Source organism: Sphaerisporangium sp. NPDC049003, from assembly GCF_043197795.1.
In the GTDB taxonomy this organism is placed as follows: Bacteria; Actinomycetota; Actinomycetes; order Streptosporangiales; family Streptosporangiaceae; genus Sphaerisporangium.
Window position 1 is genome coordinate 109505 of the sequence record NZ_JBICTU010000018.1, and the last position, 26117, is coordinate 135621.

At 69.6% G+C, this 26117-nt stretch carries 21 protein-coding genes and 1 tRNA gene; 9 read left to right on the forward strand and 13 right to left on the reverse strand.

Annotated features, from left to right (window positions below):
* Positions 1 to 55 precede the first annotated feature (55 nt).
* Positions 56 to 1276 (reverse strand): FIST N-terminal domain-containing protein, encoded by a 1221-nt coding sequence (locus ACGFIV_RS20930; protein WP_358551347.1) that lies wholly within the window; start codon positions 1274 to 1276, stop codon positions 56 to 58.
* A 170-nt stretch (positions 1277 to 1446) separates the two neighbouring features.
* On the opposite strand from ACGFIV_RS20930, the gene ACGFIV_RS20935 reads away from it, so the two are divergent.
* From ACGFIV_RS20935 to ACGFIV_RS20950, 4 genes are all read left to right on the forward strand, one after another.
* Positions 1447 to 2925 carry a sigma 54-interacting transcriptional regulator gene (locus ACGFIV_RS20935; RefSeq protein ID WP_392836993.1) on the forward strand — a complete coding sequence of 493 codons (1479 nt, stop codon included), beginning with the start codon at positions 1447 to 1449 and terminating at the stop codon, positions 2923 to 2925.
* A 120-nt stretch (positions 2926 to 3045) separates the two neighbouring features.
* On the forward strand, positions 3046 to 5004 hold the full coding sequence (locus tag ACGFIV_RS20940; protein ID WP_392836996.1) for a VWA domain-containing protein: 1959 nt from the start codon (positions 3046 to 3048) through the stop codon (positions 5002 to 5004).
* A 193-nt stretch (positions 5005 to 5197) separates the two neighbouring features.
* Positions 5198 to 5350 (forward strand): hypothetical protein, encoded by a 153-nt coding sequence (locus tag ACGFIV_RS20945; protein ID WP_358551353.1) that lies wholly within the window; start codon positions 5198 to 5200, stop codon positions 5348 to 5350.
* Positions 5351 to 5424: 74 nt separating this feature from the next.
* Positions 5425 to 5859, forward strand: coding sequence for a hypothetical protein (locus ACGFIV_RS20950; RefSeq protein WP_358551355.1), 435 nt, complete (start codon positions 5425 to 5427; stop codon positions 5857 to 5859).
* Positions 5860 to 5875: 16 nt separating this feature from the next.
* Here ACGFIV_RS20950 and ACGFIV_RS20955 read toward each other — a convergent pair whose 3' ends face one another.
* Positions 5876 to 7018: a cystathionine gamma-synthase gene (locus ACGFIV_RS20955; RefSeq protein WP_358551357.1), complete on the reverse strand. Its 1143-nt coding sequence runs from the start codon at positions 7016 to 7018 to the stop codon at positions 5876 to 5878.
* A gap of 209 nt (positions 7019 to 7227) precedes the next feature.
* Here ACGFIV_RS20955 and ACGFIV_RS20960 point away from each other — a divergent pair, with 209 nt between their 5' ends.
* Positions 7228 to 8490: an MMPL family transporter gene (locus ACGFIV_RS20960; RefSeq protein ID WP_358551359.1), complete on the forward strand. Its 1263-nt coding sequence runs from the start codon at positions 7228 to 7230 to the stop codon at positions 8488 to 8490.
* A 93-nt stretch (positions 8491 to 8583) separates the two neighbouring features.
* On the forward strand, positions 8584 to 9744 hold the full coding sequence (locus ACGFIV_RS20965; RefSeq protein WP_358551361.1) for a histidine kinase: 1161 nt from the start codon (positions 8584 to 8586) through the stop codon (positions 9742 to 9744).
* A gap of 137 nt (positions 9745 to 9881) precedes the next feature.
* On the opposite strand, the gene ACGFIV_RS20970 is transcribed toward ACGFIV_RS20965, so the two are convergent.
* The gene (locus tag ACGFIV_RS20970; protein ID WP_358551363.1) at positions 9882 to 11261 is read right to left on the reverse strand and encodes a cystathionine beta-synthase; all 1380 of its coding nucleotides are present in this window, start codon (positions 11259 to 11261) and stop codon (positions 9882 to 9884) included.
* A 312-nt stretch (positions 11262 to 11573) separates the two neighbouring features.
* Here ACGFIV_RS20970 and ACGFIV_RS20975 point away from each other — a divergent pair, with 312 nt between their 5' ends.
* The 3 genes from ACGFIV_RS20975 (at position 11574) to ACGFIV_RS20985 (ending at position 15350) form a co-directional block, all read left to right on the forward strand.
* Entirely contained in the window at positions 11574 to 12548 is a 975-nt protein-coding gene (locus tag ACGFIV_RS20975; RefSeq protein ID WP_358551365.1) for an SGNH/GDSL hydrolase family protein, read from the forward strand.
* 51 nt (positions 12549 to 12599) lie between these two features.
* Positions 12600 to 13967: a hypothetical protein gene (locus ACGFIV_RS20980; protein ID WP_392837004.1), complete on the forward strand. Its 1368-nt coding sequence runs from the start codon at positions 12600 to 12602 to the stop codon at positions 13965 to 13967.
* A gap of 162 nt (positions 13968 to 14129) precedes the next feature.
* Positions 14130 to 15350 (forward strand): acetyl-CoA C-acetyltransferase, encoded by a 1221-nt coding sequence (locus ACGFIV_RS20985; protein ID WP_358551369.1) that lies wholly within the window; start codon positions 14130 to 14132, stop codon positions 15348 to 15350.
* On the opposite strand, the gene ACGFIV_RS20990 is transcribed toward ACGFIV_RS20985, so the two are convergent.
* The 10 genes from ACGFIV_RS20990 to ACGFIV_RS21035 all read right to left on the reverse strand — a co-directional run bounded on the left by ACGFIV_RS20990 (position 15347) and on the right by ACGFIV_RS21035 (position 26075).
* A complete protein-coding gene (locus ACGFIV_RS20990; RefSeq protein ID WP_358551371.1) occupies positions 15347 to 15757 on the reverse strand; it encodes a PPOX class F420-dependent oxidoreductase in 411 nt (136 codons plus the stop codon). The genes ACGFIV_RS20985 and ACGFIV_RS20990 overlap by 4 nt on opposite strands.
* 79 nt (positions 15758 to 15836) lie before the next feature.
* Positions 15837 to 16070: a DUF4287 domain-containing protein gene (locus ACGFIV_RS20995; RefSeq protein ID WP_358551373.1), complete on the reverse strand. Its 234-nt coding sequence runs from the start codon at positions 16068 to 16070 to the stop codon at positions 15837 to 15839.
* A gap of 195 nt (positions 16071 to 16265) precedes the next feature.
* Complete coding sequence (locus ACGFIV_RS21000) at positions 16266 to 17054, reverse strand: Bax inhibitor-1/YccA family protein (protein ID WP_358551375.1); 789 nt, start codon at positions 17052 to 17054, stop codon at positions 16266 to 16268.
* An 828-nt stretch (positions 17055 to 17882) separates the two neighbouring features.
* Positions 17883 to 17955: transfer RNA gene (locus ACGFIV_RS21005), tRNA-Leu, on the reverse strand.
* A gap of 229 nt (positions 17956 to 18184) precedes the next feature.
* Entirely contained in the window at positions 18185 to 19525 is a 1341-nt protein-coding gene (locus ACGFIV_RS21010; RefSeq protein ID WP_392837009.1) for an NAD(P)/FAD-dependent oxidoreductase, read from the reverse strand.
* 196 nt (positions 19526 to 19721) lie between these two features.
* Complete coding sequence (locus ACGFIV_RS21015) at positions 19722 to 20516, reverse strand: uracil-DNA glycosylase (protein WP_358551379.1); 795 nt, start codon at positions 20514 to 20516, stop codon at positions 19722 to 19724.
* A 93-nt stretch (positions 20517 to 20609) separates the two neighbouring features.
* Complete coding sequence (locus tag ACGFIV_RS21020; protein WP_392837092.1) at positions 20610 to 22898, reverse strand: glycoside hydrolase family 3 N-terminal domain-containing protein; 2289 nt, start codon at positions 22896 to 22898, stop codon at positions 20610 to 20612.
* Positions 22899 to 22993: 95 nt separating this feature from the next.
* A complete protein-coding gene (locus tag ACGFIV_RS21025; RefSeq protein ID WP_358551383.1) occupies positions 22994 to 23812 on the reverse strand; it encodes a carbohydrate ABC transporter permease in 819 nt (272 codons plus the stop codon).
* On the reverse strand, positions 23809 to 24738 hold the full coding sequence (locus ACGFIV_RS21030) for a carbohydrate ABC transporter permease (RefSeq protein WP_392837013.1): 930 nt from the start codon (positions 24736 to 24738) through the stop codon (positions 23809 to 23811). The genes ACGFIV_RS21025 and ACGFIV_RS21030 overlap by 4 nt, the downstream gene beginning before the upstream one ends.
* A 14-nt stretch (positions 24739 to 24752) precedes the next feature.
* A complete protein-coding gene (locus ACGFIV_RS21035; RefSeq protein ID WP_358551385.1) occupies positions 24753 to 26075 on the reverse strand; it encodes an extracellular solute-binding protein in 1323 nt (440 codons plus the stop codon).
* Positions 26076 to 26117: the final 42 nt, after the last annotated feature.

The window sequence follows — 26117 nt, forward strand, 5'->3', positions numbered from 1 at the left end:
CACCGACCCCGCCACGCCTCCCATGCCTCCAAGGATCACATGCCGTAGGGGCGGCTCAGACTCCGCGGGCGGCCTTCTGGCCTCCGTCGGAGCCGTCGTGGGTGGCGCCGCTGGAGAAGACGAGGATCGAGGCCGAGAAGCCGTGCACGTGGTTGTGGCCCGCCACGGGGCCGACCTCGCCGGCGGCGAAGAACCCCGCCATGCCGATCGGGCCCAGGGTGTCGTGGAGCGCGAGCGCGTCGTGGTCGGGGCTGCCGAACATGGCCGAGCCCCTGCCGTTGCAGGAGAACAGCAGCGCGCCGTCGATGTGCCCGCGCTGCTCGACGTGGGCGTCCAGCAGTTCGTACAGATCTTCGTCGGCCGTGGCGGCGTCGCGGACCTGGAAGCGGACGCTCTGCCCGATGTCGAGCACGTCGCCGACCGCCACGGCCTCGCGCTCGGGGTCGATGCCGAGGATGCCGCGAATCAGGAAGTCGCCCCGCTCGTGGCTCTCGGCGTACTCGTCCATCGCGACGCCGATCTGCAGGCCCGAGGCGACCAGTTCCCGGTCCTCCTCGTCGAGGCCGCTGACGATGTCCTCCAGGCGGGCGAGCGCGGGCTGCCCGGCCAGCTCCAGCAGGAGGTTCTCCTCGGAGCGGGTGACGACCATGGTGGGGCCGATGGGACGGCAACCCTGGCTGACGACGGTGCTGACGTTGACGGGGCCGCTCAGCATCACGCCGATCGCCCCTTCTGTGTACATCTCACCGCCCGCGAACAGGCGGACCGAGCCCTGGCCCCGCATCCCGTTGGCCAGCCCGCCCACCAGCGGAAGGTTCCCGAGGACGTCGGCCGAGTGCTCCACGAAGGCGTCGGTGGGGAAGCTGTACGGATCGGCCAGCAGTATCGCCACCTGGTCGTCGGCGCCCCGGTCGGGCAGGCCGATGATCACGAAGCGGTCCTCCATGCGGAGGGTCTCCAGCGCGAAGGTCGTGACCCGCCCGCCGCCGAGGCTCGCGGCCCAGGCGCTGACCGCCGAGGTCAGCTCGACGCCCTGGCTGTCGCCGATCACACCGGTGGCGCTGCACCCGATGACCTGGGCCCCGGGCGCCATGCGCATCGCGCGAAGCCCGGCGCGGGCCACGTCCTCGGGGTCCTCACCACAGATGAAGAAGCACACCAGGTCGGGCGGCCCCGACAGGCCGGAGAGGGCCTGGCGCACCGCGGTCTCCGCGGCCACCACCAGGTCGGAGCCCACGGCGAGACCGTCCGCGAACCGGCTCGTCAGCACTGCCACACGCCTCGCCTCCTCTGTTCCGTCGCGAGTCGTAGTGTCGGCCATTTGCCCCTCTTGGCCGGATTCTCCCCACTACGGGAGTAACGACGCGCGCATAGCGTCACGCAATGGTCAAGATCCGAAATGTGTATAAGCTGCCGCATCCTCCCCGCGCGACGTAGTCTCGTCCCGTGCATGAATCGCCCACACCGCGAAGTGAAACGCCGCTAGCTCGCACTCTCCGCGACCTGCGCGAAAGTGGACACACCTATCGCACGGTCAAAGCGGAGATCCGCGAAAACCTGCTCGACAGATTACGCTCAGGCACGCCGAGATTCCCGGGCATCGTCGGATTCGACGACACCGTGCTCCCCCACCTTGAGCGGGCCCTGCTGGCGGGCCACGACCTGGTGCTGCTTGGCGAGCGCGGCCAGGGCAAGACCCGGCTCATCCGTACGATCACCCGCCTGCTCGACGAGTGGACCCCGGTGGTCGACGGCTGCGAGATCAACGATCATCCGTACGCCCCCGCGTGCGTCCGCTGCGTGAAGCTCGCGGCCGAGCGGGGCGAGGAGCTGGAGATCGCCTGGAAGCACCGCGACGACCGGTACGGCGAGAAGCTCGCCACGCCGGACACCTCGGTCGGCGACCTGATCGGCGACGTCGACCCGATCAAGATCGCGGAAGGCCGCACGCTCGGCGACCCGGAGACCGTCCACTACGGCCTGGTGCCCCGCACCAACCGGGGCGTCTTCTCGGTCAACGAGCTGCCCGACCTGGCCGAGCGCATCCAGGTGTCGCTGCTCAACGTGCTGGAGGAGCGCGACATCCAGGTACGCGGCTACAACCTGCGGCTGCCCCTGGACCTCCTGCTGATCGCCAGCGCGAACCCCGAGGACTACACCAACCGGGGACGGATCATCACCCCGCTGAAGGACCGGTTCGGGGCCGAGATCCGCACTCACTACCCGCTGACCCTGGAGGACGAGCTCGACCTGATCCGCCAGGAGGCCGCGCTCAACTGGCGGGGCCAGGAGGCTGCCGGCGCCCAGGACGGCGGGGCGGGCGAGCCCGAGGGGCTGAGCGCCGAGCTGCCCGAGCACCTCGTGGAGACCATCGCCAGGTTCACCCGCCTGGTCCGCGAGTCGACGGCCGTGGACTCGCGCTCGGGCGTCTCGGCCCGCTTCGCCATCGCCGCCGCCGAGACGGCCGCCGCCTCGGCGGTACGGCGGGCGGCCCTGACCGGCGAGGAGCGCCCGGTGACCCGGGTGTGCGACCTGCCCGGCATCGTCCCGACGCTGCGCGGCAAGGTGGAGTTCGAGGTGAGCGAGGAGGGCCGCGAGGTCGAGGTGCTCGCCCACCTGCTGCGCCGGGCCACCGCGGAGACCTTCCGCGGCACCCTGGGCGGCCTGGACCTGTCGGCGCTGCTGGACAAGTTCAGCGAGGGCGTCCAGATCGAGTCCGGTGAGCTGACGCCGGCCACCGAGCTGCTCCAGCAGATCGGTCCCGTCAACGGCCTCTCCAAGATCATGTCCGCCGTGGGCATGGGCGAGGGCGACGAGTCCCCCGGGCACGCCGCCGCCGCGCTGGAGTTCGCCCTCGAAGGGCTCTATCTCATGCGGCGCCTGTCCAAGGACGAGGTCGACGGAGGCGCCGTCTACCGCACCTGAGCCCGGCCCCGCCGAAACCGGGACCGAAGGCGGCCCCCTGCCGGTGAGCCGCCTTCGGTCCCACCCGGCGGGCTTGGCGTTCCTCGCACATCGGACACACGACGATTAGGCTCACAAAAGATGAGTGGCTACCGATACGGCGAGTACCAGGACGGGCCCGATCCGCTGGCGCCGCCGTACGACGTGCGCGCCGCGCTCGACGAGATGGGCGACGCGATCCTGTCGGGTTCCAGCCCGATGGACTCCCTCAAGGACCTGCTCAGGCGGGGTCTGCCCGGCGCCCAGGACCGGCGCGGCCTCGATGAGCTGCTGCGCGAGGTCCGCAAGCGCCGCCGCGAACTGCGGGAACGCGGCAGCCTCGACGGCACGCTCGAACGCGCCCGCGCCCTTCTGGACAAGGCGATCGGCCAGGAGCGGGCCGAGCTGTTCCCCGACCCCTCCGACGAGGCGCGGCTGCGCGAGTCGGAGCTCGACGGGGTGCCGAGCGACACCGCCAGCGCGGTCCAGCAGCTGAGCACGTACGAGTGGCGTTCGCCGGCCGCCCGCCAGACGTTCGAGGAACTGCGCGCCCTGCTGCGCAGGGAGGTCCTCGACAGCCGGTTCCGCGGCATGCGGGAGGCCCTGGCCAATCCCGATCCCGAGACGATGGAACGGGTCCGGCAGATGATGTCGGACTTGAACGACATGCTGGACCGCGATGCCCGCGGCGAGCACACCCCAGAAGATTTCCACCAGTTCATGCAGAAGCATGGGGAATTCTTTCCGGAGAATCCCCGCAATCTCGAAGAGCTGGTCGACATCCTGGCCCGCAGGTCCGCCGCGGCCCAGCGGATGCTCGCCTCCATGACCCCCGAACAGCGCCAGGAGCTTCAGGGCCTGATCGACCAGACGCTGGAGCAGGCGGGCCTGGGCGAGCAGATGTCCCGCCTGGGTGAGGCCCTGTACGCCCGCCGTCCCGACCTCGCCTGGGACACCCCCGAGCGGATGAACGGCGACCGGCCCCTCGGCATGGGGGACGCCGTCAGCGCCCTGGAGGAGCTCGCCGACCTCGGCCGCCTGGAGGAGGCGCTCCGCCAGGACTACCCCGGAGCCCGGCTCGACGACATCGACGAGGCGGCGATCCGCCGCGCCCTCGGCCGGTCGGCCGTCGACGACCTGGAGGCGCTCAAGCGGATCGAGCGCGAGCTGGAGGAGCAGGGATACCTCCGGCGGCAGCGCGGCAAACTGGAGCTCACGCCGAAGGCCGTGCGCCGGCTCGGGGAGACCGCCCTTCGCAGGGTCTTCGACTCGCTGGACGCCGGTCGCCGCGGCGACCACGACCAGCGTGACGCGGGAGCCGCCGGCGAGCTCACCGGCTCCTCGCGCCCGTGGCGCTTCGGCGACGAGCAGCCCCTCGACGTGGTGCGCACCCTGGTCAACGGCGTGCGGAGGGGCGGCCAGGCGAACGGCGACGGCCGGGTCTCGCTGTCGGTGGACGACTTCGAGGTGGCCGAGACCGAACGCAGGACGGCGGCGGCGGTGTGCCTGCTGGTCGACCTGTCGTACTCCATGGCTCTGCGCGGCACCTGGGCGCCCGCCAAGCAGACGGCGCTCGCCCTGCAGGCGCTGGTCGCCTCCAAGTTCCCGGGGGACGCCGTCCAGATCATCGGCTTCTCCAATTACGCCCGTGTGCTGCAGGCCGAGGAGCTGGCCGGGCTCGAATGGGACATGGTCCAGGGCACCAACCTGCACCACGCGCTGCTGATCGCCGGCCGCCACCTCGACCGGCACCCCGACTTCGAGCCCGTGGTGCTCGTCGTCACCGACGGCGAGCCGACCGCCCACCTCATGCGAAACGGCCGTTCCTGGTTTGAGTGGCCGCCCTCGCGCGAGACGCTGGAGCTCACGCTGGCGGAGGTCGACAAGATGACCCGCCGCCGGGCGACGATCAACGTGTTCATGCTGGCCACCGACGAGCGGCTCAAGGAGTTCGTGGACGAGGTGGCCAGGCGCAACGGCGGCCGGGTCTTCTCCCCGAGCGCCGACCGGCTCGGCGAGTACGTCGTCAGCGACTTCCTCCGGTCCCGCCGCACCCGCTGAGACAACCGGGTCTGAATAGCGTTTTGCGGGGGTATGTCCATCTTCCGGCGCGCTTTTCAGTAAAGGACATTCAATACGCTTTGTCGAACCGGGCGTTAATCGGTTGCCGATTCATATGCGATCTCGGAGGATATTCATAAAGGGTGATTGACCCGCGGTCCCCGAGGCCCGCCCGCCACGAAAGGAGGGTGCCATGTTCGCGGCGGTCGCGCTCCTCCTTCTCATGATCTTCACGGTGACGATGTTCGAGGTCACCGTGAACAACCGGCACCGGTCGCCGAAGCCGCCCGTCACCGAGACCCCCGAGGAGACGGCGCAGGAGGCGACGGACATCCCGAAACCATGAGCCACCGCTCATGATTTCGTACGGTTGTCCGGCGGCCGTTCCCCGCTGATCACGGAGACGATAGCCTCAGCGGCATGTCGTTTCTCGACAAGCTCCTGCTGTGGCTGCACATCGGCTTCGCGATCTTCGCGATCGGGCCGCTGACCGCCGCCACCATGTTCACCCCGCGATACATCCGGGCCAGAGACGCGAGCGTGCTGCGTTACCTGCACCGCAGCACGCGCATCTTCGGCATCCTCACCCTCGGCGTCTTCCTGTTCGGCCTCGCCCTGGCCGGCTCCCACATCGGCAAGCCGTACCTGTCGGTGTCGATGACGCTGTTCATCGTCGCGGCGGTGCTGCTGGTCATCATCGATCGTGACCAGAGCACCGCCGTTCGCGTGCTCTCCAACGAGACGCCCGAAGACGACGCCAAGGTGCAGACCGGCCGCATCGCCACCCTCTCGTCGATCATGGCCCTCATCTGGCTCGTGATCCTCGTGCTGATGGTGTGGTTCAACCCCACCTGAGTGCGCCGGCCCTCCCCTAGGAGCCCAGAGCCTGCCTGAGGTCGCCGAGCAGGTCGCTGGCGGTCTCGATGCCCACCGACAGGCGGATCAGGTCGGAGGGCACCTCCAGGGCCGTTCCGGCGACCGAGGCGTGGGTCATGCGGCCCGGGTGCTCGATCAGCGACTCGACGCCCCCGAGCGACTCGCCGAGGGTGAACAGCTTCGTGCGGTCGCAGATTTCGAGCGCCTCGGCCTCACCGCCCGCGACGCGGAACGACACGATGCCGCCGAACCGCCTCATCTGCTTGGCGGCCACCTCGTGGCCGGGGTGCCTGGAGAGCCCCGGGTAGAACACCTCGATGACCCGCGGGTGCGAGAGCAGCATGTCGACGACCTGCTCGGCGTTGTCGCAGTGGCGCTCCATGCGCAGGGCGAGCGTCTTGATGCCGCGCACCGTCAGCCACGCGTCGAACGGGCCCGCGACGGCTCCCATGGCGTTCTGGTGGTAGGCCAGCTCGTCACCGAGGCCGCGGTCGCGGGTGATCAGCGCCCCGCCGACCACGTCGGAGTGCCCCCCGATGTACTTGGTGGTGGAGTGGACCACCACGTCGGCGCCCAGCGCCAGCGGCTGCTGGAGGTACGGCGAGGCGAAGGTGTTGTCCACCAGCAGGAGCGCGTCCGCCTGGTGGGCGATGGAGGCCAGGGCCTCGATGTCGGCGATGCCCAGCAGCGGGTTGGTCGGGGTCTCCACCCAGATCGCCCTGGTGTCGGGACGTACGGCCGCGCGCACCGCGTCCACGTCGCCGAGCGGCACCGGGTCGTAGTGCAGCCCCCACCGCGAGAGGACCTTGGCGAACAGCCGGTACGTGCCGCCGTAGGCGTCGTCCGGGATGATCACGTGGTCGCCCGGCCTGCACACCGTGCGCAGCAGGGTGTCCTCGGCGGCGAGGCCCGACGCGAAGGCCAGCCCGCGCGTCCCGCCCTCGATCGCCGCCAGCAACTCCTCCAGCGAGTTCCTGGTGGGGTTGGCCGAGCGGCTGTACTCATATCCGGCCCGCAGCCCGCCGACACCGTCCTGCTTGTACGTGGACACGGCGTAAATGGGAGGCACGACCGCACCGGTGTGCGGGTCGGGCTCCTGGCCTGCGTGGATGGCCAAAGTCTCGAAACCTTCAATCATGGCTCCACGCTATCGCCCTCCCGGAGGAGGAAACCGCGCCGCCGTACTACGGCGGAAGGACGAGGCGGGGATCAGCCCGACGTCCGATGGCAGCGCCTCGCGCCCACGCTTACCGTCGGCTGGGGACCCCCTTCCCGGCTGGACCTCAGGCACGGCCCCCACGGAGGCCACCGGGCGCCCGCGACGTGCTCACGACGGGACCACGGCGAATGCTCGACGTCATCGGCAGGCTCACGACCCGCCACGCGTGGTGGGTGCTCGCCTTCTGGACGGCCGTGCTCGCCGCGGCCCTGGTGGCCCGGCCCGGCACGCTCCCCGGGGTCTCCGGCGTCCCCGGCGGCTATGGCGGCTACGGCGGCTACGGCGAGTACGGCCCGCTGCCGCCCGACGCCTCCGGAGCCTTCGGGGCCGGCGTGGCGCTCCTCGCGCTCCTGGCCTTCCTCCGCTCCCCCGCCGCGACGCTGACGGCCGTGCTGGCGGCCCTCGCCGTCCACAGCCTGTCCGCCGTGGCGATCGCGGCCCTCGGCCTGCCCGCCCCGCCGGGCCTGTTCGCCTACGGCACGACGACGGCGTGCGCGACCATGCTGATCCACCGGTTCAGGGAGCGCCTGGCCTCGGGCGACGGGCCCGTACACGCGGTACGCACCTCGTTGGACCAGGCGGGGAGGGTGATCGCCACGGCGGGCGCGGCATGGATCGCCTCCTGCGGCGCGTTGCCCCTCGGCGCCTACCCGCCCGGCTTCGGCCCGGCGCTCGCCCTCACGGCCTCGGTGCAGTTGCTCGTCGTGCTCACGTTGCTCCCCGCCGTGCTGGCCGTGCTGGGGTCCCGGCTGGCGTGGCCCTCACGACGGCGCCGCACCGGACGGCCGGCGGCGAGGTTCGGGCTGGCCGTCGCCGCCCACCCCGGCACCTGGACGGCCCTGGCGGCGGGGCTCATCGTCGCGATGGGGGCGATCGGGCCGGTGCTGGTGCCCTCCCCCCTCCCCGTGCCTGTCATGGCCGTCGCCGGGGTGCTGGTCGCGCTCGTCCTCGCGCTGGTGCTCCGGAGTCTGATCTCCCCCGTCTACCTCACGGCGGGAGCGCTGCTGGTCGCGTGGGCGTCGGGCACGGCCGCCGCCCCGTCGGGCGACCAGATCGCCGTGTTCATGTTCGTGCTGGTCGTCAGCGTCACCACCGCGCTGCTCGTGCTCGCCCGCGTGCGCGAGACGGCCCGTACCGGCCGTGACCCTCGCACCTGCTCGGCGCTGGCGACCAAGTACGCGGCTCCGCCCGCCCTCGCCGCCCTGCTGGCCGCCGGAACGCTCACCGCGACCGTCTACGACGTGCTGTCCGGCGTGTGCCTGGTCGCGGGGGGCGCGGCGCTCTCACTGGTGGTGGTCCCGGGGCTCACCGCGATGCTCGGCGCTCGCGCATGGTGGCCCGACGCCGCCCCGGCCCCCTCCGTGCGCCGTACGGACGCTCACCTGGCCTGAGCGGCCGCCCGGCGGTGGCTCGGGGGCGGCTCGGGGGCGGCTCGGCCGAATGGCCGATTCTTTACTACGGCGACCGGATTACCCTCGACGTCCGTGAGGGACACCCATCGGCTCGTGTACTGGATTCAGCGACTCAGCGAGATCGCTCTGGTCGGCTGGCTTGGGCTGCTCCTCCTCGTCGAAACGGCGGTCGATGTCCCGATGGGCCAGTCGCGGTTCGCGGCGCCGCTGTGCGGGCTCCTCGGCATCGGGGCGTACCTGCTGCGCCACCGGTTCCGCGTCCAGGGCATGGTCCTGCTCATGGCGATGTCCGCCGTGGTGTCGCTGTTCGCCGGCGTCTTCCACTGGTCGGGCCCCCCCGGCTTCGCCGAGGCCGGAGCGCTGCTTCTCGTCACGGTCGGGGCCCTGCGCTGGGTCACGCCTCTCCGGTTCGCCGTGCTGCTCTCGCTGCTGTCGATGGTCACCCTCGAACTGGCCGCGGGCCTGCGTACCGAGAAGTCGTCGGCCATCGCCTTCGGCTTCCTGTTCTTCGTCGCCTGGGCTGTGGCCATGGGCATCGGCAGCTACCTTCGCTACCAGCGAGAACACCGCCAGGAGACGGTGAACGCCGTACGAAGGGCCGAACGGCTGGAGCTCGCCAGGGAATTGCACGACCTGGTCGCTCACCACATCACCGGCATCGTGGTGCAGGCGCAGGCGGCGAAGACGGTGGCCGCGCGGAAGCCCGAGGCCGTCGTACCCTCGCTCGACGCGATCGCCACCGCGGGGGCGGACGCGCTGACCTCCATGCGCCGCCTGGTCGGGGTGCTCCGCGCCGGCGACGACGCGTCCCGCAACGCGGGCACCACGCTCACCGACCTGCGTGTGCTCGTCGAGAGGTTCTCGGCGAGCGGCCCCCCGGTCGCCTTAGGCATAGGTCAGGGCCTCACCGAGTCCGCGCTGGCTCCCGAGGTGCTCACCACCCTGCACCGCGTCCTGCAGGAGTCCCTCACGAACGTACGGCGGCACGCGCCCGGCACCGGCTGGGTGGAGGCCGACCTGAGGCCGGTGGAACGAGGGGTGCTGCTGCGGGTGCGCAACCACAGATCGCCGTCCGACCCGCGCGTCGCCAGGCTGGGCGGCGGGTTCGGCCTGGTCGGCATGGCCGAGCGGGTCAAGGCCCTCGGCGGCGACCTCGTCGCGGGACCCACCCCCGAGGGGGGCTGGGAGGTCCGCGCTTGGTTCCCCGCCGACCACGAGCCGGCCCGCCTCTGAACCCGGGTGCCGTGCCTTCGTTCCGGCCCCGCACCCGGCCTCAGATCTTCACAAGAGGGTGTGCGCCCTAGACGCTCGCCGCGCTCGCGAGGCTGTGTCGTCTTAGACGCTCGCTGCGCTCGCGAGGCTGTGTCGTCTTAAACGCTCGCTGCGCTCGCGAGGAAGGCGAGCAGGTCCTGCCTGGTGATCAGGCCGATCGGCTTGCCGTCGTCGAGGACCACGGTGGCGTCGGCCTTCTCCAGCGCCTCGATGGCCACCGAGACGGGCTCGCCCGAGCCGATCATGGGGAGCGGTGCCGACATGTGCTCCTCGATCGGGTCCTCTCCGCGCACCTTGCCCCGGTAGAGGGCTTCCAGCAGGTCGCGCTCGACGATCGAGCCGACCACCTCGGCCGCCATGACCGGGGGCTCCTCCTTCATGACGGGGAGCTGCGACACGCTGTACTCGCGCATGATGGCGATGGCCGTGCTCACCGACTCGTGCGGGTGGGTGTGCACGAACTCGGGAAGCCCGGGGTTCTTGCGGCCGAGCACGTCGCCGACCAGCCCTTCCTCGCTGGCGGAGGTCAGGAAGCCGTAGTCGGCCATCCAGTCGTCGTTGAAGATCTTGGACAGGTAGCCGCGCCCGCCGTCCGGCAGCAGGACGACCACGACGGCGTCGGGCCCCGCCTCGGCCGCCACCTTCAGCGCCGCCACGACCGCCATGCCGCAGGAACCCCCGACGAGCAGGGCCTCCTCGCGGGCCAGGCGGCGGGTCATGCCGAAGGAGTCCTTGTCGGAGACCGCGATGATGCGGTCGGCGACCGTGGTGTCGTAGGTGGCGGGCCAGATGTCCTCGCCGACGCCCTCGACCAGGTACGGCCGCCCGGAGCCGCCGGAGTAGACCGAGCCCTCGGGGTCGGCGCCGATGATCTGGACCCGGCCGCCGGAGACGTCCTTGAGGTAGCGGCCGGTGCCGCTGATCGTGCCGCCGGTGCCCACCCCGGCGACGAAGTGGGTGATCCGCCCGTCGGTCTGGTCCCAGATCTCCGGGCCCGTCGAGTGGTAGTGGCTGGCGGGGTTCTCCGGGTTGGAGTACTGGTCGGGCTTCCAGGCGTTCGGGATCTCGCGCGCCAGCCGGTCGGACACCGAGTAGTAGGACTCGGGGTGGTCGGGCGAGACCGCCGTCGGGCAGACGACCACCTCGGCGCCGTACGCGCGCAGCACGGCGATCTTGTCCTGGGCCACCTTGTCGGGCACGACGAACAGGCAGCGGTAACCCCTGTCCTGGGCCACGATCGCCAGCCCGATGCCCGTGTTGCCGGACGTGGGCTCCACGATCGTGCCGCCGGGGCGCAGCGCTCCGGAGCGCTCGGCCGCCTCCACCATGCGCAGCGCGATGCGGTCCTTCACCGAGCCGCCCGGGTTGAAGTACTCGACCTTCGCCAGGACCTGTGCGGATATGCCGGCCGTGACCTTGCGGAGCCGTACGAGCGGGGTGTCGCCCATGAGCTCGATGAGCGAGTCGTGTACGCGCACCGGGAATAACACCTCATTTGCCGAAGCTTTGTCAGCTTGCCGATGCCGGACAACCGATGGGTGATCTCGCGTCCGGCGGGTTTCAACTCCTCACCGTACCGCCACGACTACCACACCAAGGGACAGGCGTCCGCGAGTCGCGCCACCACGAATCAGAACGGCCGCGATCATAGTGGTCAGGACCGTGATCAGACCACGAAACCAGCTACAAACCAACACATATGACCACTGGAACCCCGATAGGAACCACGACGAAGGTACAGGGATCAGGAAGGGACGACAGTAGTGATGTGGACGCCGGGAAGGGCACGAGTGGCCCGCCGTATCGCGACCGCGGCCGCCTTGGGCAGCGGGGGCGTCACCGCGCTCGGAGCGGCCGTCTACGGCCTGCTGATGGCCGAGGCGATGCTCGCGAGAAGGATCGTCGGCCGCCCGCACGGGATGGAAGGACCCCCTTCCGACGGCATCTACGGGGAGTGGCCGGGTCACGGCGAGGGGCCCGCCGAGCCCATCAAGCTGGCCATGCTCGGCGACTCGACCTCCGTGGGGCTCGGCATGACCGACCCGTCCACGACCCCCGCGGTGCTGCTGGCCAACGGCCTGGCCTCGATCGCCGAGCGCCCCGTGCGGCTGGGCGTCTTCGGCAGGTCGGGCGCGGGGTCGGCCGACCTCGCCCTCCAGGTCGACCGGGCGCTCAAGACGCGCCCCGACATCGCCGTGATCTTCGTGGGCGCCAACGACGTCACCACCCAGACCAAGCCGGCCGAGGCCGTACGGCACCTGCGGAACGCGGTGCGGCGGCTGCGCGAGGTGGGCGCGGAGGTGGTCGTGGGCACCTGCCCCGACCTCGGCACGATCAGGCCGATCGGCCAGCCGCTCCGGTGGGTCACACGGCGGTGGAGCCGCCAGCTCGCCGCGGCGCAGACGGTCGGCGTGATCGAGGAGGGCGGTCGCACGGTGGCGTTCGCGGACGTCCTCGGCCCGGAATTCGCCTCATACCCGGGCGAGATGTTTGGACCTGATCGATACCACCCATCTGCGCGAGGTTACCAACGGTCCGCTTACGTAGTGCTACCTTCTGTATGCGCCGCGTTGGGGTTGTGGCCCGAGCCTGAACCCGAGCGTGGCGAGGGATCGCAATCGATTTACCTCGCGGCGGCCATCGCCGCGGAGGAGTCCGGCACCGAGGTCACCGCGACCCGCGTCGCCGGCCGAGCGACCGGCCCCCAAGGAAGGTGGGCCACGATACTTCGCCGCCGGCCAGGGACGATGCCTCGCAGCGCCTGAATCCGGTCACCCTCCGCGACGCAGCCGTCACTCTGCCCGCATTGGAGTGGAATGCCCGTGATCCGGCCATTAGCGAAACCGGCTCTGTCCCTTGCCGGGGCCCTCGCCGGGGTCCTCGCCCTGGCTGGTTGCTCCAGCAGCAAGGTGGCCATCGAGGAGACCCATCCGACCTGGCTCAACGGCCAGGTGAACGCCGTCAGCCGCGCCACCGTGGCCGCAGGCGTGGCCGCCGTGACCTCCTTGAAGCCGGACGGCACGCTGGAGACCGCCGCTCTCGACCTCACCGGCGGGAGACGCCTGTGGGCCCACCCCGCGACGATCGCCGGGCGCCTGCCCGGCATGGGGGTGCAGCCACCCGCCGCGGTCGAGACCGGCCCCGGACAGGGGGTCGTCGCGGCCATCGACCCCGCCAAGCGGGGCAGGTGGAACGCGACGCTGATCGTCCGTGACGCGCGCACCGGGCAGAGGAAGTGGTCCAGGCCCGTCCAGTCGACCTTCGGCCCGCAGCGGTGCGGCCCCTACCTGTGCATGTCCGAGAACACCGCGCTGGCCTCGGCCCGCATGGTCGTGCTCGACCCTCTCACCGGCAAGCTCCTATGGACGCTTCCGGGCATCAGCGAGGTCGAGTGGTCCGATCAGTCCAGGGTCGTCATGCTCCGCATGGCCAGGCACCCCGTCCTGTCGGCCCACGACCTGAAGTCCGGGGCTCCGGTGTGGCAGTTACCCGTGGAGCAGGCCCTCAACCCCGGCATCGACCTGTCCGGCGGCTGGGCCTTCGGCACGGCCGGGGAGAACCTCGTCGGCTACGTCGCCCCCTACACGAACCCGAAGAAGAACAAGACCTCGGCCTTCGGTCTCTTCTCGGTCAAGCTCGCCGACGGCACGGTCAACTGGCTGCGCCCCTCGGTCGTACGCGTCTATCCGAGCGGGAGCCCCGGCTTCGCGCCCGTGGTGCGGCCCATCGACGATCAGGGCCAGTACGGCGGCTTCGCACGGCTCGATCCCGGATCGGGCCGCGTGATCGGTCAGATCGCCGCCGACCAGGTGCCGGGCGCCGGCTGGTGGCTCGCGTTCCCCAAGGACATGGGCAGGCTCGACTTCCTCAAGCCCAACGGTTCCGGCTCCGCGTTCGACCTGCCCTCCGGGCAGCCCGCCCCCGTGAAGGACCAGCGCGGCTGGTCGTTCTGCGTCACCGACCCGAAGCCGCTTCCGCTGGCCGGACAGCCCCAGGGCTTCTACTCCGTGGCCTCCCTGTGCGAGTTCGACCTGGCGACCGGCAAGCGCGTGCCCGGCTCCCCGGGGGTCCCGCCCGCGTGGTTCACCGGCAGCCAGGACGGCTGGCGCCTCTGGCGTGACGAGAAGGGGGCCATGCACGCCGTCAGGGACGGCTCCGGCACAGCTCCCGGCATGTACGGCTGAGGTCGGGGGTCACCCCGTTCAGGGCCTCGTGATTCGTCCACGGGGCCCTTCTCCTGCTTGCCGTACATAGTTCTGTTTCTTGGTGCCCCGGGGCGTGGCATCCGCGCTACCGCACGGTAACCTCCGCTGAAGGGAGCCCTGTCACGAACCCAGGAGAGCCAGATGCCCGAGGCAGTAATCGTCGCGACCGCACGTTCGCCGATCGGCCGCGCCTTCAAGGGGTCGCTCAAGGACATCCGTCCCGACGACCTGACCGCTCAGATGATCAAGGCCGCGCTGGACAAGGTCCCCCAGCTCGACCCCAACGACGTCAACGACCTGATGCTGGGCTGCGGCCTGCCGGGCGGCGAGCAGGGCTTCAACCTGGCCCGCGTGGTTTCCGTACTGCTCGGCCTCGACCGCGTCCCGGGCACCACGGTCACCCGTTACTGTTCCTCTTCGCTGCAGACGACCCGCATGGCGTTCCACGCCATCAAGGCGGGCGAGGGCGACGTGTTCATCTCCGCGGGGGTCGAGACCGTCTCCCGCTTCGTCAAGGGCAACTCAGACTCGCTGCCCGACACCACCAACCCCCTGTTCCTGGACGCCAAGGCGCGCACCGACGCCGGAGCCGAGGGCGGCGGCCCCGAGTGGCACGACCCGCGCCAGGACGGCCAGTTGCCCGACGTCTACATCGCCATGGGCCAGACCGCCGAGAACGTCGCCGGCATCAAGGGCGTCAGCCGCAGGGAGCAGGACGAGTTCGGCGTCCGCTCGCAGAACCTCGCGGAGAAGGCCCTGGCCAACGGCTTCTGGGAGCAGGACATCACGCCGGTGACCCTGCCGGACGGCAGCGTGGTGAGCAAGGACGACGGGCCGAGGCCCGGCACCACCTACGAGGCCGTCTCCCAGCTCAAGCCGGTGTTCCGGCCCGACGGCACGGTCACGGCGGGCAACTGCTGCCCGCTGAACGACGGCGGCGCCGCGGTGATCGTGATGAGCGACGTGAAGGCGGCCGAGCTGGGTATCACGCCGCTGGCCCGCATCGTCTCGACCGGCGTCACCGGCCTGTCCCCCGAGATCATGGGCCTCGGACCGGTTGAGGCGTCCCGCCAGGCGCTGGCCCGGGCCGGCATGTCGATCGGCGACGTCGACCTCGTCGAGATCAACGAGGCGTTCGCCGCCCAGGTCATCCCGTCGTACCAGGAGCTCGGCATCGACATCGACCGGCTCAACGTCAACGGTGGCGCCATCGCCGTCGGGCACCCGTTCGGCATGACGGGCGCCCGGATCACCTCCACGCTGATCAACGGCCTGCGCTTCCACGACAAGGCCATCGGCCTGGAGACGATGTGCGTCGGCGGCGGCCAGGGCATGGCCATGGTGCTGGAGCGCCTGAGCTAGCCGCGGATGTCGGGACCGGCGCGGGTGATGTCGACACGGATGAGGACGTGCCGGTCCCGGACCATGGCCGCGCGGAAGTCGTCCCAGTCGGGGTGCTCGCCGGAGATGCTCCGGTAGTACTCGACCAGGGGCTCTACCGCCTCGGGGACGGAGAGGACCTCGGCGGTACCGTCAATCTGGATCCATTCGCCGATGAAGGCGTCGGTGGTCACGCACAGCGTGAGGTTGGGGTTGGCGCGAAGGTTGCGGGTCTTGACCGCGGTCTCGGCCGTGCTGATGAGGGGACGGCCGTCGGCGTCGATGCCGACGCCCACCGGCGAGGTCTGGGGGCGGCCGCTGGGATTCCAGGTCAGCATCACCGCGCGGTGGTTGTTCCTGATGAACTCACGAGCCTTGTCGAGATCCATATCTCCATGGTCCATGTCGTGGCAACAGGATCGCGCCCACGTCATCGCGATGACGTGGGCGCGCTAGGCAGGCAGGGACTTACATGAAGCCCATGCGGGAACGGCGCTGCCGCTCGTGCTCGATCACGATCGCCGCGGCGTAGCCGTGGGTCAGCCCGTGCTCGTCGGCGAGCCAGTTGGCCCGTTCGTCGCACCGTAGGAAAGCCGGGCCGTTGTCGATGGCTTGGAACCACTCTGGGAGTGCGCGTCCGGTGATGTCCGGAACCCTGGCAATCAGCTTGTTCTGCGTCTCCGGTGAGTGGTTCAACGACATGGGCACCTCCATGAGTGAAGCCTCTTTTGCTAGACACTGCATCACCAGCCCCGTGATGGCAAGCCCTGAATGGCCAGCCTTCTCTTACACGAGGTAGATCATTAGTCGCTGTGTGTGGGCTTACCCAACGGTTCCACGGCCATGCCAAAGGAAATCGGCCGACCGGAACCCGGTGGTCGCTCCTCTGCCGAGGATCTAGTCGTTGTTGAAGAAGTAGCTGATGAACCGGAGGATCTCCAGGTAGAGCCAGACGAGGCTCACCGTGAGGCCGAACGCCATCAGCCAGGAGTACTTCTCGGGGACGCCGGCGCGCACGCCCTGCTCCACCGCGTCGAAGTCGAGCAGCAGGAAGAAGCAGCCGAGCAGGATCATCGCGACGCTGAAGATCCAGCCCATGGGGCTGTCGGTGCGCAGCCCGAGACCGCCGGAGGTGAAGATGCTGACGATCCAGTTGAGGAGCATCAGCCCGACCGCGGCGAAGCCCGCGGCGACGACGAACTTGGTGAACTTCGGCGTCGGCCGGAAGATCTTGAGCGCGTACACCGCGAGCACGCCCGCGAACGCCACCATCGTGCCGAGGACGGCCTGGAAGACGATGCCGGAGTACACGTCGTTGTACATCTTGCTGATCACGCCGATGGCGAGGCCGTAGGCCACGGAGTAGCCGAGGATCAGCGCGGGGTTCGTGCTCTGCCGGAACGAGACGATCAGGCCGAGCACCAGGCCGACGATCACCGCGGGCACGGCGATGGCCATGCCGAGGTTGAGGTACCAGGCCAAAGCCGCGGTCACCACCAGGGTGCCGAGCGTGATGAACCCGCGTACGACGACGTCGTCGATCGTCATGGGACGCGTCGCGGTGGGTGGGGCGTACGAGGGGGCGTTGTACATGTTCTGCAAGTACTCGGGGCTCGCCGCGGGACCGCCCCAGGTCTGACGATTGTTCGGCCCCAGTTTGCTCAGGACCGGGTTCCTGCTCTGCATCACTGCCTCCACTGCGACCTGCGATCAGCCTGTTCGGTCGAGCCTCACAGGGAGTGCCGCCTGTAGCACATAGCTTTACATCTGTTCTGGCGGTCAGGATGGCCCCTGACGTGTTTTCACCGCGAGATCCCGGCACACCGAGATCCAACGGCAACGGATACAACGACCAGGCCCGCGTCCGAGTTCCGGCCCCCCAGATCGCGTTTCACGCACCTCTACGGCTCCACGGCGGGACTGCGGGGTGGCGGGTGGCGGTGCCGCCCGCGACGTGGCGCGCGGCCGGTGGCGGAGGTGCCGCCCCGCCACAAGCCCCGAGTGGTGGGTTTCGTCCTGACCGATATCCCGATGACTAGGTGGACTTTTCATGAGTGTCGAGAACTAAACCCTTTCCCCGAGCTCAGGGGCCGTTACTGCTCCGCTCCCATTACCGTCCGTGCGACTGGTTTAGAGCGGGTCCGCCGAATGGCTCCCATGCGAGGGGAGGATGAGGGCGGTGGTGGCCCCGCCCCCGCTTTGTCCCGCGGGTGTTCCGGCGCGACGGCGCCCGCCCGACGCGAGCCGCGCGGTTCGATTCCCGGGGCTCGTACGGCCGCGCCTGCGCTCCGCGCGGGACGATGTGCGGCTGATCACCACCTAGGCGAAGGCGGCAGCGGCCGGTCGCGGGAAATCGGCACGGAATGGTAACGATTCGCGTAGGCGGTGCGGTGACCCGGTGTTTGACCCGATCGGGACCGCAGCGATAAACCTTCGCGACCTGAGGCGAACCCACAAGGATATAGGTCCGCGAGCGTGTTACCGCCATCGGGCGTTTCATATAGTCGGCAGAGGTGCCCCCGGTGGGACTCGAACCCACACTGGAACCCTTTTAAGGGGTTTGCCTCTGCCATTGGGCTACGGGGGCGCCGTAATCATACGTAACGGACCACACTTGCGTAACGGGTCAGAGCCCACGTCTCTGCTCTTCCTTCCGTAGTGCGCAAGATAACGGTATACGTCACGCGCCCCCGTGACTCGGGCAATGAACAACAGACCGCTCAAGTAGCCCAAATTCACCACGTCACCCCTGTTAGGCCTTAAGAGAACAGTACGGCCCGCGCCCAAGCATTGCGGCGCGAGCCGTACCTAACCCGTCAGCCTGTGGCGGCCGCCGCCTTGAACTCGTCGCGGGGGGACTCGATCTCCCCGAGTGAGACGGTCTCCCGCTTGAAGAAGAGGGCGAGCGTCCAGTCGGCCACCACGCGGACCTTGCGGTTCAACGTAGGCACCCGGGACAGATGGTAGGTGCGGTGCATGAACCACGCAGGGAATCCGTGAAGCTTGACACCGTAGACGTTCGCCACCCCCTTGTGGAGACCGAGCCCCGCGACCGACCCGGCGTACTTGTGCCGGTACTCGACCAGGGGACGTCCCTGCAGGTGGCGGACGATGTTGTCGGCGAGCACCTTGGCCTGCCTCACGGCATGCTGCGCGTTGGGCGCGCAGTACTGGCCGGGATTGGTCACGTCGGGCACGCCCGCCACGTCACCGGCCGAGAAGGCGCCCTGGACGCCGGCGACGGTGAGTTTCGTGGTCGTCTTGATCCGGCCGCGCTCGTCGAGAGGCAGGTCACCGGCGTTGACCACGGGACTGGCCTTGACCCCGGCGGTCCACACGATCGTGGCCGACTCGAAGGTGTCGCCGTCCGAGAGGACCACTTCGCCCCCCTCGCAGGACTTCAGAAGGGTCTGCATCTTGACCTCGATGCCCCGCTTGCGCAGTTCCTCCAGGGTCCACTTGCCCATCTCGGGGCCGACCTCGGGAAGGATGCGGTCGCTGGCCTCCACGAGCACCCAGCGAAGGTCCTTCTCGCTGAGGGTGTCGTAGTACTTCACCGCGTCCCTGCCCATGTCCTCAAGCTCGGCCAGGACCTCGACGCCCGCGAAACCGGCGCCGACCACGACGAAGTTGAGCGCCCGCCGGCGCACCAGCTCGTCGTCGGTGGAGTCCGCCCGGTCGAAGAGGGCGAGAACGCGGTTGCGCAGTGCGATGGCCTCACCGACCGTCTTGAACCCGATCGCGGCGTCCGCGAGCCCCGGGATGGGCAGCGTGCGCGAGATGGAGCCGGCAGCCATGACGATGACGTCGTACCCGATCTCCTCGCTCGGGCCCGCCGCGGGCTGGAACGTCACGGACCTGTTCGCGTGATGGACCTTGGTGACCTTGCCGTTGAGGATCCGGACGTCGGACAGCACCCGGCGCAGCGGCGTGACGACGTGACGCGGGGACAGGTTGCCCGCCGCGGCCTCGGGGAGGAAGGGCTGGTAGGTCATGTAGGACTGCGGGTCGATGACCGTGATCCGCACGCTTCCGGACTTCAGCTGGCGGCGCAGGGAGCGCTGAAGCCAGAGCCCCGTGTAGAGACCGACGTACCCTCCGCCGACGATGAGGATGTGCTTGGCCTTCTGGTCCACCTGAGTGCCCCTTCGTGGCATGGTCGCTTGTGAAACCATTCACAAGGCTACGTCACGAGAGGGTCTCAGCGCCAATCCCTTAATCCGCAACTATGGAGCTATTTCCGATCTTGTACATCTTTAGCGCGGATTCTATAGGGAAGATCACTCAAACTTTCGCTTAGTGACGGACTTCACTCCGTGAGAGGGTGTCCACCTCCCGGCGCCGCTGTCCGGTTCAGCCGGCCAGCTCCACCGCACGTGCGAAGATCGCGTCGAGCATCGGCTCGGTGACCCTGCCGGTGAACGTGTTCTGCTGGCTCGGGTGGTAGCAGCCCAGCAGGTGGACCGGCGCCGAGCCGTACGAGATCTCCACCTCGGCCCCGTGCCCGAAAGGCGGCCTGCTCTTCGGCAGCGTGTACCCCGCCTCCCGAAGCGCCGGCCAGATCGCCTGCCAGGCGTACCCTCCGAGGGCGACGATGACGCGAAGCGGGTCGGCGACCAGCTCCAGCTCCCTGGTCAGCCAGGGAAAGCAGGCGGCCCGCTCCTCGATGGCCGGCTTGTTCGCCGGTGGAGCGCAGCGTACGGCCGCGACCATGCGGGCACCGAGCAACCGCTGGCCGTCACCCGCGTGCGTGCTGGTCGGAAGGGCCGCCAGCCCGGTGCGGTGAAGAGACGCGAACAGCCAGTCGCCGCTGCGGTCACCGGTGAAGACCCGGCCGGTGCGATTGCCCCCGTGGGCGGCGGGGGCCAGGCCCACAAGAAGGACGCGCGGTTTCTCCTCGCCCCAGCCCGCGATGGGCCTGCCCCAGTAGGTCTCGTTCATGAACGAGCGCCGCTTGACCTCGGCGACCCCCTCGCGCCACTCCACCAGGCGCGGGCACGCCCGGCACACCGACTGCCTGGCGGTCAGCTCGGCGAGCGTACGGCTGGACCGGGCGAGATCGCGAACGTCGGCCGCGGTGTGCGCCACGGGAGTGCCGGGCTCCGCGGGATCCTCCGGCCATCCGCTACCTGGGGGAACGAAACTCATACCATCGATCGTGCCAGGCCGGGGGCGGGAGCGCCCCACCCCACCCACCCGAGCGACCAACCGGCGCGGCACCGTCGCGCTGGGGAAGCCTCGTCATGCGTCCTCGTCCCCGGGGACGGACACGGCGAAGGCGGCGTGGAGGCGGCGGGTGTGGTCGACGTGACGTACCGGCCCGGTGAGCGTGACCGTCGCGGCGAGGCGCGGGTCGGTGCTGGAGGCGCTGAGGCGCAGTTCCAGCTCTCCGGGCTCGACGATCCTCCGGCCCTCGCGACCGGTGAAGGACGCGAGATCGGCGGGCACCGTCACCCGTACGCGGCTCGCCTGCCCGGGGCCGAGCGGCACCCGCGCGTAGCCGATCAGCCGCTGCGTCGGCCGCACCACCGAGGCGACGGGGTCGTGCAGGTAGAGCTGCACGATCTCCGCGCCCTCGCGATCGCCGGTGTTGCGGATGGTGAACGCCAGGCGCAGCTCGCCGTCCGTACCGGCCTCCGAGTCGGCGACCTCCAGGTCCGACCACTCGAATGTGGTGTACGACAGGCCGTGGCCGAAGCCGAAGGCCGGCGTCGGGTCGATGTTGGACACCTCGCTGACCTGCGCCAGCCGCGCCGAGAGGTAGGTGGACGGATGCACACCCGGCCGGCGGGGGACGCTCACCGGCAGGCGTCCGGACGGATTGACCCGCCCGCTCAGCACACCCGCGATGGCCGAGGTGCCCTCCTGGCCGGGGAAGAACGACTGGACGATCGCGGCCGAGCCGCCGGCGGCGTCGCCGAGCGCGTACGGCCTGCCCGCGAGGAGGGTGGTCACCACCGGCGTCCCCGTGCCGATGAGGGCGTCCAGCAACCCCTGCTGGACGCCCGGCAGGGCCGTGGACTCGGCGTCGCATCCCTCGCCGCTGGTGCCCCGCCCGAACAGCCCTGCCCGGTCGCCGAGCGCGGCCACGACGACGTCCGCGCCGCGGGCCAGCTCGACCGCCTCGGGGAAGCCGCCGGTGTCCAGGCCGTCGACGGTGGTCCCGGGCGCGGTGACGATCTCGGTGCCGGGGAACTCGGCCGCCAGCGCCTCGCGAAGCGTGGGCAGCCCGATGCGGGTGGGCACGCCGGGGTGGTGAACGAGCACGTGCTGGGGGAAGGAGTAGCAGCCGAGGACGGCCAGCGGGTCGTTCGCGTTGGGACCGATGATCGCGATCTTCCCGGGCCGCCCCAGGGGCAGTGTCCCGTCGTTGCTGAGCAGGACGATGGCCCGCTCGGCGATCCGCCGGGCGATCTCGCGGTTGGCGGGCGGGTCGAGGTCGACCGACCCGCGCACCGCCTCGGGGTCGCTCAGGTCCGCGCCGGCCAGCCCGGACGGCACGGGACTCCAGTCCGGGTCGAGCAGCCCGAGCTGCGCCTTCTGGACCAGCACGCGGCGCAGCGCCCGGTCGATCAACGCCTCGGGGACCTGCCCGGCGGCGATCGCGTCCAGCAGGGGGCCGCCGAACGTCTTCACGGTGGGCAGCTCCACGTCCACCCCCGCGACGAGCGCGGCACCCGCCGCCTCGGCCCAGGTGCCCGCCATGCCGTGCAGCGTCTTGAGGAAGGCGATGCCGAAGTAGTCGGCCACCACTGTGCCGCCGAAGCCCCACGTGTCGCGCAGCAGCCCGGTCAGCAGCCACTCGTCGGCCACGGCCGGCATGCCGTCGGTGTCGGTGTAGGCGTGCATGACCGACCGTGCGCCGCTCTCGCGCACCGCCATCTCGAACGGCAGGAGGATCACGTCGGCGCGCTCGCGGGGGCCCATCGCCACGGGGGCGAGGTTGCGCCCGGCCACGGAGGCCGAGTACCCGGCGAAATGCTTGAGCGTGGCGACGATGCCCGCCGACTCCAGGCCCTGGATGTAGGCGGTGGCGATGGTGCCGACCAGGTACGGATCCTCCCCGATGGTCTCCTCGACCCGGCCCCAGCGGGCGTCGCGCACCACGTCGAGCACGGGGGCGAGACCCTGGTGTACCCCGACGGATCGCATGTCGCGGCCGATGGCGCCCGCCATCTCGCGGATCAGCGCGGGGTCGAAGGTGGCGCCCCACGACAGCGGCACCGGATAGGCCGTGGCGCCCCACGTCGCGAAGCCGGCCAGGCACTCCTCGTGGGCCAGCGCGGGGATGGCGAACCGGTTGGCGCGGGTGATCCGCTCCTGGGTTCTGAGCAGCGACAGCGCGCCGATCGCCGGATCCACGGGAGCCGTGCCGAAGGGGCGGGTCAGCTGTCCGAGACCGTTGGGCAGCAGGCCGTCCAGGTCGACCGCCTCTTCCATGTCGTGCTGGTGCGGCGCGACCTCCCCGCCTTCGCGGGAAGCGCCGACCCAGACGCCGAAAAGCTGCGCGACCTTCTCCTCCACGGCCATCTCCGCGATGAGGCCGTCGACGCGGGTCTCAGCGTCCTGAGCGGGGTCCTGCCAGATGGGAGTGGCGGGGTCTGTCTCAACGGACACGATGGGGGTCACTTTCCTCCGACGCCCATCAGCCCCTGTACCAGGGCGCGACGGGCGAACAGATAGACGAGCAGGATGGGGACCATGGACAGCATGACCGCGGCCAGCAGTCCGGGGATGTTGATCCCGTACTGGGTCTGGAAGTCGTACAGGCCCATGGTGATGAGCTTGGTGGAGTTCGACTGGGTGAGCACCAGCGGGAACAGGAAGCCATTCCACGCCTGGAGCGCCGAGAACACCACGATCGTGGACAGCCCGCCCTTGGACAGGGGGAGGACGAGCCGGAGGAACGTGCGCCCCGGCGAGGCGCCGTCGATCGCCATGGCCTCGTAGAGGTCCGGCGTGATGTCACGCATCACCCCTGACAGGACCAGCGTGGAGACCGGCAGGGCGAACGCCGCGGTGGGCAGGATGACGCCGATGAGGTTGTCGTACAGCCCCACGGTGCTGATGACGTAGAACACCGGGACGATGACGGCCTGGGCGGGGACGGCGAGGCCCAGCAGGAACATCCGGAACACGACCGAGATCACCCGGCTGCGGCTCCGCACGATCGCGTAGGCCAGTGGCGGAACCAGCAGGAGCACGATGCCGACGACCGCCGCGGTGACGATCACCGTGTTCAGGTAGTACAGCCCGAAGCCGCCCGAGAAGACGTCGACGTAGTTCGACAGGGTCAACGAGCCGGGCAGGCTCAGCGGGCCGCGCTGGCTGTACCCGGAGCGTGTCTGGAGGGTGGCCGAGATCAGCACGTAGATCGGCAGGCCGACGATGAAGAGCCAGACCACCGAGCCCAGTCCGGCCAGGTGGTTCGGGCGGGGCCTCACATGCCCTCCATCGTGCTGCGCATCTTGTCGTAGCCGGAGGCGCGCACGACCACCAGCGAGACGAGCGTGGCGACGACCACCAGGACGAGCGCGATCGCGGAGGCGGCGCCGAACTCGAAGTTGCGGAACCCCTTCTCGTACATGTAGTAGGCGCTGATCATCGTGTCGGTGCCCGGGCCGCCCTGGGTCATGATCAGCACGGTGTCGAACGTGGTCAGACCGCCGACGACCATGAGGATCATCGAGGTGATCATGGCGTTGCGCAGCTGGGGCAACGTGATGTGGAGGAACTGGCGGACGGTCTTGGCGCCGTCGATCTCCGCCGCCTGGTAGAGGACGCGGGGGATGGCCCGCGCGGCGCCCTGGTAGATCAGGGTGTGGAACGGCGTGAACTGCCAGGTGCTCACGAAGACCAGGACGCCGACGGCCGTGGCCTGCGAGCCGAAGAGGTTGCCGCTACCGAACAGCCATCGCACCTCCGCCGGGATGCCGAAGTTCGGGTCGAGGAGTGCCCGCCACAGGACGGACACCGCGGTGGCCGACAGCAGGAGCGGGATGAAGTAGATCACCGAGAGTACGGCCCGGTTGCGCTGGTGACCGGCGGCCCAGACGCCGAGCAGGATGCTCAGCGGCGTCTGGATCACCACGCCGAGCATGGTGAGCAGCAGGCTGAGCCAGAGGCTCTTGATCATTATTGGGTCGTCGAGCAGCGCGGACCAGTTGGCGAGTCCGACGAACTCGGGCGAGCTGAGGCCGTCCCACCTGGTGAAGGACAGGACGGCGACGAGCACGAGCGGAACGATCGCGAAGAGACCGAAGAACAAGGTGGCGGGTATGGCCCAGGCGAAGCCTGGGCGGCCCATTTCGAGCCTGCCCAGGCGTTTGGCGTGCCGCCTGCCGCTCACCGCTGAAGCGATGGTCGTCATGTCGGTGACGGACCTCAGACCGCGGGAAGCGCTTGCATGGCCTGGATGAAGCCGTCGGCGTCGATCTGGCCGTTGAAGAACTGCTGCACGGCCCGGTGGATCGGCTCGATGCCGCTCGGCGGGTAGGCCTGGTCCCAGGAGAGCTGGAACGACGGGGCCTGCTTGACCAGGTTGAACTGGTACTTCAGGTAGTCGGGGCTGGCCGCCTGGTCCAGGAACTTCTCGGTGTTCGTGGTCACCGGCAGGTTGCCGATGTCGAGCTGCGCCTTGACGAACTCGTCCGAGTACATGAGCTTCAGGAACTCGGCGATGGCGTTCGGCGTCTTGGTCTTCTTCAGCACCGAGTAGAAGTTGTTGGTGTTGCCGACGATGTCGTTCGGGTCGCCCTTGCCCCCCGTGATGGTCGGGAAGTTGGTGTAGCCGAGCCCGGTCTTGGCGAAGTCCTCGTTGAAGTCGTTGATCGTCGAGTACTCCCAGGAGCCCATCAGCTCGAAGCCGGCCTTGCCGGTCGCCAGCAGGGTGGGTGAGCCCTGGTCGGTGAACTTCACCGAGTCGAAGTTGTCGCCGAAGGCGCCGGTGTCGATGAGCTGCTTGAGCATGGTCAGCGCCTTCTTGCTGTCCTCGCTCGCCCATGCCTCCTTGTCGCCGTCGAGGGCCTTCTGGAACAGCTCGGGCCCGGCGACGCGGTCGTAGACGTACTCGAACCACATCAGGGTGGGCCACTGGTCGCCGCCGCCGAGCGCGATGGGAGTGACGCCCTTGGCCTTGAGCTTCTGCACGGCCGCGAGCAGTTCGTCCCAGGTCTGCGGCGGGGTGACGCCCGCGTCGGCGAGCACCTTCTTGTTGTTGAACATCAGCACCGGCTGGGTCCCGCGCATCGGGACGCCGTAGGCCTTGCCGTTCACGCTGGCGGTGTTGAACACCGACGGCAGGAAGTTGTCCTTCAGGCCGGGGTTCTTGGCGATGAGGTCGTCGAGCGGCAGCAGCAGGTTCGCGCGGACGAACGGGGCGATGCTGCCCCCGCCCCAGTTGAAGAACACATCCGGCGCCTGGTCGGTGTTGATGATCGTCTGCAGCTTCTGCTGGTAGTCCGCACCCGGGATGGTGTCGAGCACCGCCTTGACCTTCGAGGTCTTGTTGAACGTCTCGACGATCTTCTTCTCGACCTTGTTCGTGGCGTCCCCGTAGACCAGGACGTGGAACTGGCCGGATTCCTCACCGGAGGCGGACGCTCCCGTGTTGCCCGGTTCGCTGCTGTTTCCGCACGCCGACAGGGACAGCCCTAGAGCCAGCACCGCGCCACCACCGGCGGTGCGCATGAACGCGCGTCTCTTCATCTGGAGCCTCTCGAAAGTTTCGAGTTCGTGTCCGAAAGTTAT

Bases quoted from the DNA above. Each gene is read 5' to 3' on its own strand.
- ACGFIV_RS20945 (WP_358551353.1), top strand. From the start codon at position 5,198: ATGTTCGCGGCGGTCGCGCTCCTCCTTCTCATGATCTTCACGGTGACG.
- ACGFIV_RS20980 (WP_392837004.1), top strand. From the start codon at position 12,600: ATGCCCGTGATCCGGCCATTAGCGAAACCGGCTCTGTCCCTTGCCGGG.
- ACGFIV_RS20950 (WP_358551355.1), top strand. From the start codon at position 5,425: ATGTCGTTTCTCGACAAGCTCCTGCTGTGGCTGCACATCGGCTTCGCG.
- ACGFIV_RS20990 (WP_358551371.1), bottom strand. From the start codon at position 15,757: ATGGATCTCGACAAGGCTCGTGAGTTCATCAGGAACAACCACCGCGCG.
- ACGFIV_RS20985 (WP_358551369.1), top strand. From the start codon at position 14,130: ATGCCCGAGGCAGTAATCGTCGCGACCGCACGTTCGCCGATCGGCCGC.
- ACGFIV_RS21000 (WP_358551375.1), bottom strand. From the start codon at position 17,054: ATGCAGAGCAGGAACCCGGTCCTGAGCAAACTGGGGCCGAACAATCGT.
- ACGFIV_RS20940 (WP_392836996.1), top strand. From the start codon at position 3,046: ATGAGTGGCTACCGATACGGCGAGTACCAGGACGGGCCCGATCCGCTG.
- ACGFIV_RS21020 (WP_392837092.1), bottom strand. From the start codon at position 22,898: ATGGCCGTGGAGGAGAAGGTCGCGCAGCTTTTCGGCGTCTGGGTCGGC.
- ACGFIV_RS21015 (WP_358551379.1), bottom strand. From the start codon at position 20,516: ATGAGTTTCGTTCCCCCAGGTAGCGGATGGCCGGAGGATCCCGCGGAG.
- ACGFIV_RS21035 (WP_358551385.1), bottom strand. From the start codon at position 26,075: ATGAAGAGACGCGCGTTCATGCGCACCGCCGGTGGTGGCGCGGTGCTG.
- ACGFIV_RS21010 (WP_392837009.1), bottom strand. From the start codon at position 19,525: ATGCCACGAAGGGGCACTCAGGTGGACCAGAAGGCCAAGCACATCCTC.
- ACGFIV_RS20960 (WP_358551359.1), top strand. From the start codon at position 7,228: ATGCTCGACGTCATCGGCAGGCTCACGACCCGCCACGCGTGGTGGGTG.
- ACGFIV_RS20955 (WP_358551357.1), bottom strand. From the start codon at position 7,018: ATGATTGAAGGTTTCGAGACTTTGGCCATCCACGCAGGCCAGGAGCCC.
- ACGFIV_RS21030 (WP_392837013.1), bottom strand. From the start codon at position 24,738: ATGACGACCATCGCTTCAGCGGTGAGCGGCAGGCGGCACGCCAAACGC.
- ACGFIV_RS20995 (WP_358551373.1), bottom strand. From the start codon at position 16,070: ATGTCGTTGAACCACTCACCGGAGACGCAGAACAAGCTGATTGCCAGG.